Source organism: Pseudomonas sp. TH04 (assembly GCF_016651355.1).
GTDB classification, from domain to species: domain Bacteria; phylum Pseudomonadota; class Gammaproteobacteria; order Pseudomonadales; family Pseudomonadaceae; genus Aquipseudomonas; species Aquipseudomonas fluorescens.
Genome location: NZ_JAEKEA010000001.1, coordinates 1775205 through 1789727, shown reverse-complemented (window position 1 = coordinate 1789727; position 14523 = coordinate 1775205). Strand labels below are relative to the sequence as shown.

The following is a 14523-nucleotide window of genomic DNA, read 5'->3' as shown; positions in this document are numbered from 1 at the left end:
CAATGTGGGAGCTGGCTTGCCTGCGATGGCATCAACTCGGTATGTCAGATACACCGCGGTGATGCCATCGCAGGCAAGCCAGCTCCCACTTAAACCCGGTTCCACCGTTTGATTTGTGCTGTGTCAGGTTTTACTGCGCATCAAACGCCTGCCCATTGATCCCGGCACTGTCCGGGCCCATCAGGTACAGGTACACCGGCATGATCTCTTCCGGCGCTGGCCGCTCCATCGGGTTTTCACCGGGGTACGCCTGGGCGCGCATGCTGGTGCGGGTACCGCCCGGGTTGATGCTGTTGGAGCGTACCGAGGCCACGTCTTCGAGCTCGTCGGCCAGGGTTTGCATCAGGCCTTCAGTGGCAAACTTCGACACGCCATAAGCGCCCCAGTACGCCCGGCCCTTGCGCCCGACGCTGCTGGAGGTGAACACCACTGAGGCATCCTGGGACAGCTTGAGCAGCGGCAACAGCGTGCTGGTCAGCATGAACATCGCGTTGACGTTGACGTGCATCACGCGCATGAAATTCTCACCGGACAACTGCTCGATCGGCGTGCGTGGGCCGATGATCGAGGCGTTGTGCAGCAGGCCGTCGAGGCGGCCGAATTCTTTTTCGATCATCGCGGCCAGCTCATCGTATTGATGGGGCAGGGCGGTCTCCAGGTTGAACGGAATCACCACCGGTTGCGGTTGGCCGGCGGCTTCGATCGCGTCGTACACCTCGGCCAGGTTGGCTTCGGTCTTGCCCAGCAACAGCACAGTGGCGCCATGGGCGGCGTAGGTTTTTGCCGCCGCCGCGCCAATCCCGCGACCGGCGCCGGTTACCAGGATCACGCGGCCTTTGAGCAGTTCTGGACGTGCGGAGTAATCAAACATAAATAGCCTCGACAGAGTTCAGTAGGTTTACAAACACTGAACCAAGAACAGTACACAAATCCTAATGTGGGAGGGTGCTTGCTCCCGATTGCAGAGTGTCAGGCCCTGTATCAATCACTGACCTACCGCTATCGCGCGCCAGCCCCCTCCCACATCGGGTCTTCATAGGTCAGCAGGACCGGTGAGCAATCAGCAACTGCACAGTGCGTTATCCAGCACCTTGCGCAGTTCCAACGGGTGATCCACCACGACATCGGCGCCCCAGTTGCGTGGGTTGTCGTCCGGGTGGATGTAGCCGAACGTGACTGCGGCAGTGCGCGTGCCGGCGTCACGGCCGGACTCGATATCACGCAAGTCATCGCCCACGAACAGCACGCTGGCCGGGTCCAGGTCGAGCATCTTGCACGCCAGGATCAGCGGCTCCGGGTCCGGCTTGCTGTTCTTCACGTGGTCCGGGCAGATCAGTAGCGCGGAACGCTCGGCCAGGCCCAGTTGCTGCATGATCGGTTCGGCAAAGCGCAACGGTTTGTTGGTGACCACACCCCAGACCAGCTTGGATTTCTCGATGTCTTCCAGCAACTCGGCCATGCCGTCGAACAGTTTGCTGTGGATGGCGCAGCCCTTGAGATAGCGCTCCAGAAACTCCAGGCGCAGCGCTTCAAAACCAGGGGATTCGGGGTCCATCGAGAAGGTCACGGCAACCATCGCCCGTGCCCCGCCGGAGATTTCATCGCGGATGTGCTGGTCGTTGATCGGCGCCAGGCCGCGATCGGCGCGCATGGCCTGGCAGATCGCGATGAAGTCCGGCGCGGTGTCCAGCAAGGTACCGTCCATGTCGAAGAGAACCGCTCGCAACTTCACAGGCTTACTCCTCGCGCAGGGTCTGGATCATGTAGTTGACGTCCACGTCGCTGGCCAGCTTGTAGTGCTTGGTCAGCGGGTTGTAGGTCAGGCCGATGATGTCTTTGACGGTCAGCCCGGCCTGACGGCTCCAGGCACCCAGCTCTGACGGGCGGATGAATTTCTTGAAGTCGTGGGTGCCACGCGGCAGCAGCTTCATGATGTATTCGGCGCCGATGATCGCGAACAGGTAGGCCTTGGGGTTGCGGTTGATGGTGGAGAAGAACACCTGGCCGCCCGGCTTGACCATGCGAAAGCACGCGCGAATCACCGAAGACGGGTCCGGCACGTGCTCGAGCATTTCAAGGCAGGTGACCACGTCGAACTGCTCGGGCATTTCTTCGGCCAGGGCTTCGGCGGTGATCTGGCGGTATTCCACGCTCACGCCGGATTCCAGTTGGTGCAGCTGGGCCACGGCCAGCGGGGCTTCGCCCATGTCGATGCCCATGACGGTGGCGCCGCGCTGGGCCATCGCCTCGCTGAGAATGCCGCCGCCGCAACCGACGTCGAGCACCTTCTTGCCGGCCAGGTTAACCCGTTCGTCAATCCAGTTGACCCGCAGCGGGTTGATGTCGTGCAGGGGTTTGAACTCGCTTTCGCGGTCCCACCAGCGGTGGGCAAGGGCTTCGAATTTGGCGATTTCAGCGTGGTCGACGTTGCTCATGGTAAATCCTCTAAATCTGATAAATCGGTTTGCAGGTGTTGAAGCGTAGGTTCAAACCCTGCGTTATTCGCTGTGCCCGCTGATCCGTTGGCCCCAGGCAATGGCCGTGGCGGTCAACTGTGGCTCATCCATGCGGGTCAATTGCCGGTTGTCGAGCAACTGCTTGCCGGCGACCCAAAGGTGTTTCACACAATCGCGTCCGGTGGCATATATAAGCTGTGAGACCGGATCGTAGATCGGTTGTTGCGCCAGCCCCGAAAGATCGAAGGCCACGATATCGGCAGCCTTGCCGACCTCCAGCGAGCCGATCTCGGCCTCCAGGCCCATGGATCGCGCACCGTTGAGTGTGGCCATGCGCAGGGCGCGGTGGGCATCCAGCGCGGTGGCAGAGCCGGCAACGGCCTTGGCCAGCATCGCTGCGGTACGGGTTTCGCCCAGCAAGTCCAGGTCATTGTTGCTGGCGGCACCGTCGGTGCCGATCGCCACATTCACGCCAGCCTGCCACAGACGCTCCACCGGGCAAAAGCCGCTGGCCAGTTTCAGGTTCGATTCCGGGCAATGGATGACACTGGTGTTGCTTTCTACCAGCAAAGCCAGGTCATCCTCGCTGATTTGGGTCATGTGTACGGCCTGGAAGCGCGGGCCGAGCAGGCCGAGGCGACCCAGGCGCGTCAGTGGGCGTTCACCGGTCCGCTCGACGGCCTGCTGCACCTCGAAGGCGGTTTCGTGCACGTGCATGTGGATGGACGCGTCGAGTTCTTCGGCGATCACGCGGATTTTTTCCAGGTTTTCATCGCACACGGTATATGGCGCGTGGGGGCCGAAGGTGATCTTGATGCGCGGGTGGTGCTTGAGGTCGCCGAACAGTTCCACGCCCTGGCGAATGGCCTCATCGGCGCTGCTGGCGCCGGGAATCGGGAAGTCGAGGATCGGAATTGCGATTTGCGCGCGCATACCGCTGTTGTGCACGCAGTCGCTGGCGACCTTGGGGTAGAAGTACATGTCGGAAAAGCAGGTGATGCCACCTTTGAGCTGCTCGGCGATGGCCAGGTCGGTGCCGTCGCGCACGAAGGCTTCATCGACCCATTTGGCCTCGGCGGGCCAGATGTGCTTTTCCAGCCAGGTCATCAGCGGCAGGTCGTCGGCCAGGCCGCGAAACAGGCTCATCGCGGCGTGGCCGTGGGCATTGATCAAGCCGGGGCTGAGCAACATGCCCGGCAGCTCGCGCACCTCGCTGGCCGCCAGCTTCAAGGCCGCAGCCCGCGGGCCGATAAAGGCAATGCGCCCATTGCGGATGCCCAGGCCATGTTCCTTGAGCACCACGCCGGCAGGTTCGACAGGTACCAGCCAGGTGGGCAGCAGCAACAGGTCGAGCGGGGCGGCAGTGGAGGTCATCGCAGGCTTCTTCTCGGGCAGCTATAAAAGAAGGGCGAAGTATACCCGAGCGTCCTGGCTGGCGGATCGCTATAATCGGCGGCTTTTGTTCATGAGTGCGGGGTAAGGGATGCGCGACCGACTGTTAGCGGCAGAGAAAGTGAAGGCCATCGAATGGCGTGATGGCGCACTGCACCTGCTCGATCAGCGTGCCTTGCCGTCCCGGGAAACCTGGGTGGTCTGCGCCACCGCGGCTGAAGTGGCTGACGCCATTCGGGCCATGGTGGTGCGCGGGGCACCTGCAATCGGCATCAGCGCCGCCTATGGTCTGGTGCTCGCCGCGCGTGAACGGATCGCCGAAGGGGCTGACTGGCAGGCGGCGTGGGAAGAAGACTACGCGTTACTGGCTGATAGTCGCCCGACGGCGTCGAACCTGTTCTGGGCCTTGAAGCGCATGCGCGATCGCCTGGACCGCGTGAAGAAATCCGCCGACCCGCTGGCCGTGCTGGAAGCCGAAGCCATCGCGATTCATGAAAGCGACCGGGAAGCCAACCTTGTCATGGCCCAATTGGGCCTTGATCGGATTCGCAAGCATCAGGGCAATGCCCAGGCGATCCTGACCCATGGCAATGCCGGCGCCTTGGCCACCGGCGGTGTCGGCACGGCCCTCGGGGTGATTCGCGCGGCCTTCCTGGAGGGCTTGGTCGAGCATGTCTATGTCAATGAAACCCGCCCCTGGCTGCAAGGTTCGCGGCTGACGGCGTGGGAGTTGGCGGCAGACGGTATTGCGGTCACGGTAAATGCTGACTCGGCCGGCGCGCATATTCTCAAGACCAAGGGCGTGACCTGGGTGATTGTCGGCGCCGACTGCATTGCGGCCAACGGTGATGTGGTCAGTACGATCGGTACGTATCAGCTGGCCGTCTGTGCCATGCACCATGGCGTACGCTTCATGGTGGTGGCGCCAAGCTCGACACTCGATTTGATGATGGCCACTGGCGATGACGTCGCCCTGGAAGAGCGTGATCCCGGCGAGTTGCTGGATGTTATGGGGCAGCGGTTGGATGTGGCTGCCCTTAATCCTGTGTTCGACGTCACCCCGGCCGATCTGATTGATGTGATCGTGACCGAAAAAGGCATTGTCGAGCGGCCGGATACGGCGAAGTTGGCCAAGTTGATGTGCCGTAAGCGGCTGCATTAAAGGCTTTGCTATCTGTGGCGTCGCTATCACCGGCAAGCCAGTTTCCGCCTTTGATAGGTGGGCACATCCAAAATGTGGGAGCGGGCTTGCCCGCGATTGGCCTTAAAAGTCAATAAACCCCTCGGATCTGCACCGGAAAAATAGCACCACCCTATCTCTGAGCCCCTCTCGTCGCCCTCAAGCCTGTCATCCGTCAACTTACTATGCTCCATGCGCATCTGGGGGATAGGTGCGTGGCGGCGATTGTGATAACATCCGGCGGTTTCCAGGGCTGCCCCGAGGGGTGGCCTATAACGTGCAGATCCGTGTCATAACTCGTTGATTTGTCGTAAGTCGTTGTCAGGCACTCTGCCGGCAGCGGCGAGCTTCGTTCGTCCCATAGGATGTGACGAGGTTTCACCCGAAAAAGGAATCAGGCTTCTCATGGGCGAACTGGCCAAAGAAATCCTCCCGGTCAATATCGAAGACGAGCTGAAACAGTCCTACCTCGACTACGCGATGAGCGTAATTGTCGGTCGAGCACTGCCTGATGCGCGCGATGGCTTGAAGCCCGTGCACCGGCGTGTGCTGTTCGCGATGAGCGAGCTGGGTAACGACTGGAACAAGCCGTACAAGAAATCTGCCCGTGTTGTCGGTGACGTGATCGGTAAGTATCACCCTCACGGCGACACTGCGGTGTACGACACCATCGTTCGGATGGCCCAGCCGTTTTCCCTGCGCTACCTGCTGGTAGACGGCCAGGGTAACTTCGGTTCGGTCGACGGCGACAACGCTGCGGCCATGCGATACACCGAAGTGCGCATGACCAAGCTGGCGCACGAGCTGCTGGCCGACCTGCACAAAGAAACCGTGGACTGGGTGCCGAACTACGACGGCACCGAAATGATCCCGGCGGTCATGCCGACCCGTATTCCCAACCTGCTGGTCAACGGCTCCAGCGGTATCGCCGTGGGCATGGCCACCAACATTCCGCCGCACAACCTCGGTGAAGTCATCGACGGTTGCCTGGCCCTCATCGACAACCCCGAGTTGACCGTCGATGAGCTGATGCAATACATCCCCGGCCCGGACTTCCCGACCGCCGCGATCATCAACGGTCGCGCCGGTATCATCGAAGCCTACCGTACCGGTCGCGGCCGCATCTACATGCGCGCCCGCTCGATGATCGAAGACATCGACAAGGTCGGTGGCCGTCAGCAGATCGTCATCACCGAACTCCCTTACCAGCTGAACAAGGCGCGTCTGATCGAGAAGATCGCCGAGCTGGTTAAAGAGAAGAAGCTGGAAGGCATCACCGAACTGCGCGACGAGTCCGACAAAGACGGTATGCGCGTGGTGATCGAGCTGCGTCGTGGCGAAGTGCCTGAGGTGATCCTCAACAACCTCTACGCCCAGACCCAGCTGCAAAGCGTGTTTGGCATCAACGTGGTTGCACTGATCGACGGCCGCCCGCGCATCCTGAACCTCAAGGACCTGCTGGAAGCCTTCGTGCGTCACCGCCGCGAAGTGGTGACCCGCCGTACCGTGTTCGAACTGCGCAAGGCCCGCGAGCGCGGCCACATCCTGGAAGGCCAGGCGGTTGCACTGTCGAACATCGACCCGGTTATCGCGCTGATCAAGGCTTCGCCGACGCCGTCGGAAGCGAAAGAAGCCCTGATCAAGATGCCGTGGGAATCCAGCGCCGTGGTGGCGATGGTTGAACGCGCCGGTGCCGACTCCTGCCGTCCCGAGACCCTCGACCCGCAATACGGTCTGCGCGACGGCAAGTACTTCCTGTCGCCGGAGCAGGCTCAGGCCATCCTCGAGCTGCGTCTGCACCGCCTGACTGGCCTGGAGCACGAGAAGCTGCTGGCCGAGTACCAGGAGATCCTCAACCAGATTGGCGAGCTGATCCGCATCCTCAACAGTGCCGTGCGCCTGATGGAAGTGATCCGCGAAGAGCTGGAAGTGATCCGCGCCGAATACGGCGACGTGCGCCGCACCGAAATCCTTGATGCCCGTCTCGACCTGACCCTGGGTGACATGATCCCGGAAGAAGAGCGCGTTGTGACCATTTCCCACGGTGGCTACGCCAAGACTCAGCCTTTGGCTGCGTACCAGGCCCAGCGTCGTGGCGGTAAAGGCAAATCGGCGACTGGCGTGAAGGATGAGGACTACATCGCTCACCTGCTGGTTGCCAACAGTCACACCACGCTGCTGCTGTTCTCCAGCAAGGGCAAGGTGTACTGGCTGAAAACCTATGAAATCCCGGAGGCCTCGCGTGCCGCCCGTGGTCGTCCATTGGTCAACCTGCTGCCGCTGGACAGTGATGAATACATCACCACCATGCTGCCGGTCGATGAGTACACCGAAGGTCACTTCATCTTCATGGCCACCGCCAAAGGTACTGTGAAGAAGACCCCGCTGGAATCCTTCAGCCGTCAACGCAGCGTGGGCCTGATCGCCCTGGAGCTGGACGAAGGCGACGTGTTGATTTCCGCCGCGATCACCGATGGTGAGCGTGAAGTCATGCTGTTCTCCGACGGTGGCAAAGTGACGCGCTTCAAGGAATCCGACGTTCGCGCCATGGGCCGTACCGCCCGCGGTGTGCGCGGCATGCGTCTGCCGGAAGGGCAGAAGCTGATTTCGATGCTGATCCCGGAAGAAGGCAGCCAGATCCTTACCGCTTCGGCGCGTGGTTATGGCAAGCGCACCGCCATCAGCGAGTTCCCGGAGTACAAGCGTGGCGGCCAGGGCGTAATCGCCATGGTCAGCAACGATCGCAACGGCCGTCTGGTCGGCGCGGTCCAGGTGCTCGACGGCGAGGAAATCATGCTGATTTCCGACCAGGGTACTTTGGTGCGTACACGTGTGGCTGAAGTGTCGAGCCTGGGCCGTAACACCCAGGGCGTGACGCTGATCAAGCTGGCCAGCGACGAAACTCTGGTCGGCCTGGAGCGTGTCCAGGAGCCATCGGAAGTCGAAGGCGAAGAGCTGGAAGGCGAGGAAGGTGCGGTATTCGATGGCGAGGTGATCGCAGCAGGCGATGACAACGTCGACGAGCCGACCCTCGATGCTGCCGCAGATGAAGAAGAACCGCAGGAATAAGCGGACACACAGGGGGCGGATGAAGATTCGCCCCCTTGTTGTTTGTCCGTATGGAAATATCGACAGCCATGGAGATCCAGTGTGGGATCGGGTGTCGGCTGATATGTTTGCGTGACTACCACCAGATCAGAGTGAGATTGGATGTGAGCAAGAGAGCCTATAACTTCTGTGCCGGTCCCGCGGCGCTTCCTGAAGCAGTCCTGCAGCGCGCGCAGGGTGAACTCCTCGACTGGCATGGAAAAGGCCTCTCCGTGATGGAAATGAGCCATCGCAGCGATGAGTTCGTGTCCATTGCCACCAAGGCCGAGCAGGATCTGCGCGACTTGCTGGACATCCCCTCCAATTACAAAGTGCTGTTCCTGCAAGGCGGCGCCAGCCAGCAGTTCGCGCAAATCCCGCTGAACCTGTTGCCCGAACAAGGCACTGCCGACTATATCGACACCGGCATTTGGGGCCAGAAGGCGATTGAAGAAGCGTCGCGCTACGGCCACGTCAACGTGGCGGGCACTGCCAAGCCTTACGACTACTTCGCCATTCCCGGTCAGAACGAGTGGAAGTTGTCCAAGAACGCGGCCTACGTTCACTACGTCGCCAACGAAACCATTGGCGGCCTGGAGTTCGACTGGGTGCCGGAAGTGGGCGACGTGCCGTTGGTGTGTGACATGTCTTCGGACATTCTGTCGCGCCCGATCGATGTGTCCAAGTACGGCATGATCTACGCCGGTGCGCAGAAGAACATCGGCCCGAGCGGTATTCTGGTCAACATCATCCGCGAAGACCTGCTGGGTCGTGCGCGTTCGGTGTGCCCGACCATGCTCAACTACAAGGTCGCGGCCGATAACGGTTCGATGTACAACACCCCGCCGGCCTTTGCATGGTATCTCTCGGGCCTGGTGTTCGAGTGGCTGAAAGAGCAGGGCGGCGTGGCGGCCATGGGTAAGCTTAACGAAGAGAAGCAGCGCACGCTGTATGACTTCATCGACGCCAGCGGCCTCTACAGCAACCCGATCAACCTGACCGACCGCTCGTGGATGAACGTGCCGTTCCGCCTGGCTGACGACCGTCTGGACAAGCCCTTCCTGGCCGGTGCCGACGAGCGCGGCTTGCTGAACCTCAAGGGCCACCGTTCGGTAGGTGGCATGCGCGCCTCCATCTACAACGCTGTCGATATCAACGCCATCAAGGCGCTGATTTCCTACATGGCAGAGTTCGAAAAGGAACACGGCTAATGTCTGAGCAAGAACTCAAGGCCCTGCGCGTACGCATTGACAGCCTGGACGAGAAAGTTCTGGAGCTGATCAGTGAGCGCGCGCGGTGCGCCCAAGAAGTAGCACGGGTAAAAATGGCCTCACTGGCTGAAGGCGAAGTGCCGGTGTTCTACCGGCCTGAGCGCGAAGCCCAGGTGCTCAAGCGCGTGATGGAGCGCAACAAGGGCCCGTTGGGCAACGAGGAGATGGCGCGGTTGTTCCGTGAAATCATGTCGTCATGCCTGGCGCTGGAGCAGCCGCTGAAAGTGGCGTATCTCGGCCCTGAAGGCACCTTCACCCAGGCGGCGGCCATGAAGCACTTCGGCCACGCCGTGATCAGCAAGCCGATGGCGGCGATCGACGAAGTGTTCCGTGAAGTGGCGGCCGGTGCGGTGAATTTTGGCGTGGTGCCGGTGGAAAACTCCACCGAAGGCGCCGTCAACCACACGTTGGACAGCTTCCTTGAGCACGACATGGTGATCTGCGGCGAAGTCGAGCTGCGCATCCACCACCACTTGTTGGTGGGCGAGAACACCAAGACCGACAGCATCAGCCGCATCTATTCCCACGCGCAATCGCTGGCTCAATGCCGCAAGTGGCTGGACGCGCATTACCCGAATGTCGAGCGCGTGGCGGTGTCCAGCAACGCCGAAGCGGCCAAGCGGGTCAAGGGTGAGTGGAATTCGGCGGCGATTGCCGGCGACATGGCCGCTGGCCTGTATGGCCTGACGCGCCTGGCCGAGAAAATCGAGGATCGCCCGGACAACTCCACGCGCTTCCTGATGATCGGCAGCCAGGAAGTGCCGCCGACGGGCGATGACAAGACTTCAATCATCGTCTCCATGAGCAACAAGCCCGGCGCGCTGCATGAGCTGCTGGTGCCGTTCCACGATAACGGGATTGACCTGACGCGAATCGAGACACGTCCTTCGCGCAGCGGTAAATGGACGTATGTGTTCTTTATCGACTTCGTCGGCCATCACCGCGACCCACTGGTTAAAGGTGTGCTGGAGAAAATCAGTCAGGAAGCCGTGGCACTCAAGGTGCTGGGCTCTTACCCGAAAGCGGTTTTGTGAGGCTTTAACATGAGTGGCAACTTCCTCGCCCTGGCTCAGCCGGGCGTGCAACAACTGTCGCCCTACGTTCCGGGCAAGCCTGTGGACGAGCTGGCGCGTGAGTTGAACCTGGACCCGTCCAGGATCGTAAAGCTGGCCAGTAACGAAAACCCGTTGGGCCCGAGCCCCAAAGTGTTGGCGGCGATTCGTGACGAGTTGGCTGAGCTTACGCGCTATCCGGACGGTAACGGTTTTGCCCTCAAGTCGCTGCTCGCGCAAACCTGCCGGGTCGAGCTGAACCAGGTGACGTTGGGTAACGGTTCCAACGATATTCTAGAGTTGGTGGGGCGTGCCTATCTGGCGCCTGGTCTGAATGCGGTGTTCAGCGAGCACGCGTTTGCGGTGTACCCGATCGTGACTCAGGCGGTCGGTGCCGACGCGCGTGTTATTCCTGCCAAGGACTGGGGGCATGACCTGCCGGCCATGCTGGCGGCCATTGACGCGCAAACCCGCGTGGTGTTTATCGCCAACCCGAACAACCCGACCGGTACCTGGTTTGACGCTCAGGCGCTGAACGACTTCCTGCAGGATGTGCCGGAGCATGTGCTGGTCGTGCTGGACGAGGCCTACATCGAGTACGCCGAAGGCAGCGATCTGCCGGATGGCCTGGATTTCCTTGCGGCTTACCCCAACCTGCTGGTCTCGCGTACCTTCTCCAAGGCCTATGGCCTGGCGTCGCTGCGGGTCGGTTACGGCTTGTCCACCGCGGTGGTCGCCGATGTGCTGAACCGCGTGCGCCAGCCGTTCAACGTCAACAGCCTTGCCCTGGCGGCGGCCTGTGCGGCGGTGAAGGATGCCGAGTACCTGGAAGAAAGTCGTCGCATCAATGAAAGCGGCATGCTGCAACTGCAGGAAGGTTTCCGTGAGTTGGGGCTGGGCTGGATCCCTTCCAAGGGCAACTTCATTTGCGTCGACCTCGGCCAGGTGGCTGCGCCGGTGTTTCAGGGCCTGTTGCGCGAAGGCGTGATCGTGCGCCCGGTGGCCAACTACGGCATGCCGAACCACCTGCGTATCACCATTGGCTTGCCGGCAGAAAACACGCGCTTCCTGGAGGCGTTGGCCAAGGTTCTGGCCCGTGGTTGATGTCACTGCATTGCAACCTGTTGTGCCTATGATCGGTCGCCTGGTGGTGGTCGGTCTGGGGTTGATCGGCGGCTCCTTCGCCAAAGGCCTGCGTGAAAGCGGCTTGTGTGGCGAAGTGGTCGGTGTTGACCTGGACCCGCAATCGCGCAAGCTGGCGGTTGAGCTGGGCGTGGTGGATCGCTGTGAGGCGGACCTGGCGGTCGCTTGCCAGGGCGCCGATGTGATCCAGCTCGCCGTGCCAATTCTGGCGATGGAGAAGTTGCTGGCCTTGCTGGCCGCTATGGACTTGGGGCAGGCGATCCTGACGGACGTCGGCAGCGCCAAGGGCAATGTGGTGCGCGCCGCGCAACGGGCCTTTGGCGGCATGCCTGCACGCTTTGTACCGGGCCATCCGATTGCCGGCTCCGAGCAGAGCGGGGTGGAAGCCTCCAATGCGCAGCTGTTCCGTCGCCATAAGGTGATCCTGACGCCGCTTGAGCAAACCGATCCGGTAGCGCTGGCGGTGGTGGACCGTCTTTGGCGCGAGCTGGGCGCGGATGTCGAGCATATGCAGGTCGAGCGCCACGACGAAGTGCTGGCGGCGACCAGCCACTTGCCGCATTTGCTGGCATTTGGTCTGGTGGATTCCCTGGCCAAACGTAACGAGAACCTCGATATTTTCCGCTACGCCGCCGGTGGCTTCCGTGATTTCACGCGGATTGCCGGCAGCGACCCGGTGATGTGGCACGACATCTTCCTCGCCAATCGCGAAGCGGTGTTGCGCACCCTGGACACCTTCCGCAGTGACCTTGACGCCTTGCGCGACGCGGTCGATGCCGGGGATGGCCATCAATTGTTGGGCGTATTCACCCGTGCGCGGGTGGCACGTGAGCATTTCAGCAAAATCCTGGCTCGCCGGGCTTATATGGAAACTGCAGTGAACGCCGATGAGCTGAACTTCCTCGCCAACCCGGGTGGCCGCTTGAGCGGGCAAATCCGGGTGCCGGGCGACAAGTCGATCTCGCATCGCTCGATCATGCTCGGTTCGTTGGCCGATGGCGTGACCGAGATCGAAGGTTTCCTCGAAGGTGAAGATGCGCTGGCGACGTTGCAGGCTTTTCGCGACATGGGTGTTGTGATTGAAGGGCCGCACCATGGGCGCGTGACCATTCATGGGGTAGGCCTGCATGGCTTGAAGCCGGCGCCGGGGCCGATCTACCTGGGTAACTCGGGCACGTCGATGCGCCTGTTGTCCGGCTTGCTGGCGGCGCAACGCTTCGACAGTGTGCTGACGGGTGACGCTTCGCTGTCCAAGCGCCCGATGAGCCGCGTGGCTGAGCCGTTGCGGGAGATGGGGGCGGTGATCGAGACCGGCCCGCAGGGGCGCCCGCCGTTGACTATCCGCGGTGGTCAGGCCTTGAAGGGGGTTACTTATGCGCTGCCGATGGCCAGTGCTCAGGTCAAATCCTGTCTATTGCTGGCCGGGTTGTATGCCGCGGGTAAAACCTCGGTGATCGAGCCTGCGCCGACCCGTGACCACACCGAGCGAATGCTGCGTGGGTTTGGCTGCCCGGTGGTAGTGGAAGGGGCGATGGCATCGGTGGAATCCGGGCATGCGCTGACCGCTACACATATAGAGGTGCCGGGGGATATTTCCTCTTCGGCGTTCTTCCTGGTGGCGGCGTCGATTGCCGAAGGCTCCGAGTTGCTCCTGGAACATGTTGGTATCAACCCGACGCGTACCGGGGTGATCGATATTCTGCGGTTGATGGGCGCGGACATCACCCTGGAAAACCTGCGGGAAGTTGGCGGTGAGCCGGTGGCTGACTTGCGGGTGCGTGCCGCTGCACTAAAAGGGATCGAAATTCCCGAAGCGTTGGTGCCGTTGGCTATCGATGAGTTCCCGGTGTTGTTTGTTGCGGCCGCCTGTGCCGAGGGCCGCACGGTATTGCGCGGTGCTCAAGAGCTGCGAGTCAAAGAGTCCGACCGTATCCAGGTCATGGCCGACGGTCTCCTGGCATTGGGCGTGAAGTGTGAACCGACACCTGATGGGATTATCATTGATGGTGGCCTGATGGGCGGCGGTGAAGTGCTTGCCCATGGCGATCACCGGATTGCCATGGCATTCAGCGTGGCTTCCCTGCGGGCGACGGCGCCGATTCGTATCCGTGACTGCGCCAACGTAGCTACATCTTTTCCGAATTTTCTTACACTGTGTGCCCAAGTCGGCATCCGTGTTGCCCAAGAGGCTCAATTGTGAATATCAAAGCACCGGTGATTACCATCGACGGGCCAAGTGGCTCGGGCAAAGGCACGATCGCCGGCATCCTGGCCAAGCGCCTGGGCTGGTGCCTGCTGGATTCCGGCGCGCTTTACCGCCTGCTGGCATTTGCCGCACGCAACCATGGCGTCGACCTGACCAACGAAGAATCCTTGAAGTTGCTGGCGGCGCACCTTGATGTGCAGTTCGTCGGCGCGACGGAAGGTCATCCCCAGCGCATTATCCTGGAAGGGGACGATGTGACGGATGATCTGCGTAATGAACAAGTGGGCTCCTGGGCGTCCCAGGTTGCCGCGCTGCCGGCCGTGCGTGACGCTTTGCTGCAGCGCCAGCGGGCTTTTCAGGAGCCGCCGGGCCTGGTGGCCGATGGCCGCGATATGGGCACCGTGGTGTTTCCGGATGCGCCGCTGAAGATTTTCCTGACCGCCAGCGCCGAGGAGCGGGCGCGTCGCCGCTACTTGCAGTTGAAGGGCAAAGTCGATGGTGTTAGTCTGTCGAGTCTGCTAGATGAGATCCGTGCACGCGATGAGCGTGATACCCAGCGTGCGGTAGCCCCGCTCAAGCCGGCGGCTGACGCCATACAGCTGGATTCCACGGAGTTGTCCATCGAGCAGGTGCTGGAACGCATCTTGAGTGAAATCGCCATTCGCGATATCGCCGGGTGACCAAGAAGGCTGCAGGGGACCAGTCATAGTCCTGCGGTGCTTCTTCTAATTGAAAC

Annotated in this window: 11 protein-coding genes; 7 read left to right on the top strand and 4 right to left on the bottom strand. The window is 61.4% G+C overall.

What is annotated here, in order from left to right:
* Positions 1-130 precede the first annotated feature (130 nt).
* The 4 genes from JFT85_RS07930 to JFT85_RS07915 all read right to left on the bottom strand — a co-directional run bounded on the left by JFT85_RS07930 (position 131) and on the right by JFT85_RS07915 (position 3830).
* On the bottom strand, positions 131-871 hold the full coding sequence (locus tag JFT85_RS07930; RefSeq protein ID WP_053255093.1) for a YciK family oxidoreductase: 741 nt from the start codon (positions 869-871) through the stop codon (positions 131-133).
* Positions 872-1060: 189 nt separating this feature from the next.
* Positions 1061-1732, bottom strand: a complete 672-nt coding sequence (gene mupP, locus JFT85_RS07925; protein WP_053255094.1) for an N-acetylmuramic acid 6-phosphate phosphatase MupP — start codon at positions 1730-1732, stop codon at positions 1061-1063.
* 4 nt (positions 1733-1736) lie between these two features.
* The gene (ubiG, locus tag JFT85_RS07920; protein WP_003172645.1) at positions 1737-2435 is read right to left on the bottom strand and encodes a bifunctional 2-polyprenyl-6-hydroxyphenol methylase/3-demethylubiquinol 3-O-methyltransferase UbiG; all 699 of its coding nucleotides are present in this window, start codon (positions 2433-2435) and stop codon (positions 1737-1739) included.
* Positions 2436-2498: 63 nt separating this feature from the next.
* A complete protein-coding gene (locus JFT85_RS07915) occupies positions 2499-3830 on the bottom strand; it encodes a TRZ/ATZ family hydrolase (protein ID WP_201229620.1) in 1332 nt (443 codons plus the stop codon).
* Between the two features lie 109 nt (positions 3831-3939).
* Here JFT85_RS07915 and mtnA point away from each other — a divergent pair, with 109 nt between their 5' ends.
* The 7 genes from mtnA to cmk all read left to right on the top strand — a co-directional run bounded on the left by mtnA (position 3940) and on the right by cmk (position 14467).
* Positions 3940-5010 (top strand): S-methyl-5-thioribose-1-phosphate isomerase, encoded by a 1071-nt coding sequence (gene mtnA, locus JFT85_RS07910; RefSeq protein ID WP_053255096.1) that lies wholly within the window; start codon positions 3940-3942, stop codon positions 5008-5010.
* Between the two features lie 423 nt (positions 5011-5433).
* Complete coding sequence (gene gyrA, locus JFT85_RS07905) at positions 5434-8097, top strand: DNA gyrase subunit A (protein ID WP_053255097.1); 2664 nt, start codon at positions 5434-5436, stop codon at positions 8095-8097.
* Between the two features lie 143 nt (positions 8098-8240).
* Positions 8241-9326: a 3-phosphoserine/phosphohydroxythreonine transaminase gene (gene serC, locus JFT85_RS07900; protein ID WP_053255098.1), complete on the top strand. Its 1086-nt coding sequence runs from the start codon at positions 8241-8243 to the stop codon at positions 9324-9326.
* Entirely contained in the window at positions 9326-10420 is a 1095-nt protein-coding gene (pheA, locus tag JFT85_RS07895) for a prephenate dehydratase (RefSeq protein ID WP_003218812.1), read from the top strand. The genes serC and pheA overlap by 1 nt, the downstream gene beginning before the upstream one ends.
* 9 nt (positions 10421-10429) lie before the next feature.
* A complete protein-coding gene (gene hisC / locus JFT85_RS07890) occupies positions 10430-11542 on the top strand; it encodes a histidinol-phosphate transaminase (RefSeq protein ID WP_069553072.1) in 1113 nt (370 codons plus the stop codon).
* A 28-nt stretch (positions 11543-11570) separates the two neighbouring features.
* On the top strand, positions 11571-13781 hold the full coding sequence (locus tag JFT85_RS07885; RefSeq protein WP_069553073.1) for a bifunctional prephenate dehydrogenase/3-phosphoshikimate 1-carboxyvinyltransferase: 2211 nt from the start codon (positions 11571-11573) through the stop codon (positions 13779-13781).
* A complete protein-coding gene (cmk, locus tag JFT85_RS07880; RefSeq protein WP_016971485.1) occupies positions 13778-14467 on the top strand; it encodes a (d)CMP kinase in 690 nt (229 codons plus the stop codon). Before JFT85_RS07885 ends, cmk begins: the two co-directional genes overlap by 4 nt.
* Positions 14468-14523 lie beyond the last annotated feature (56 nt).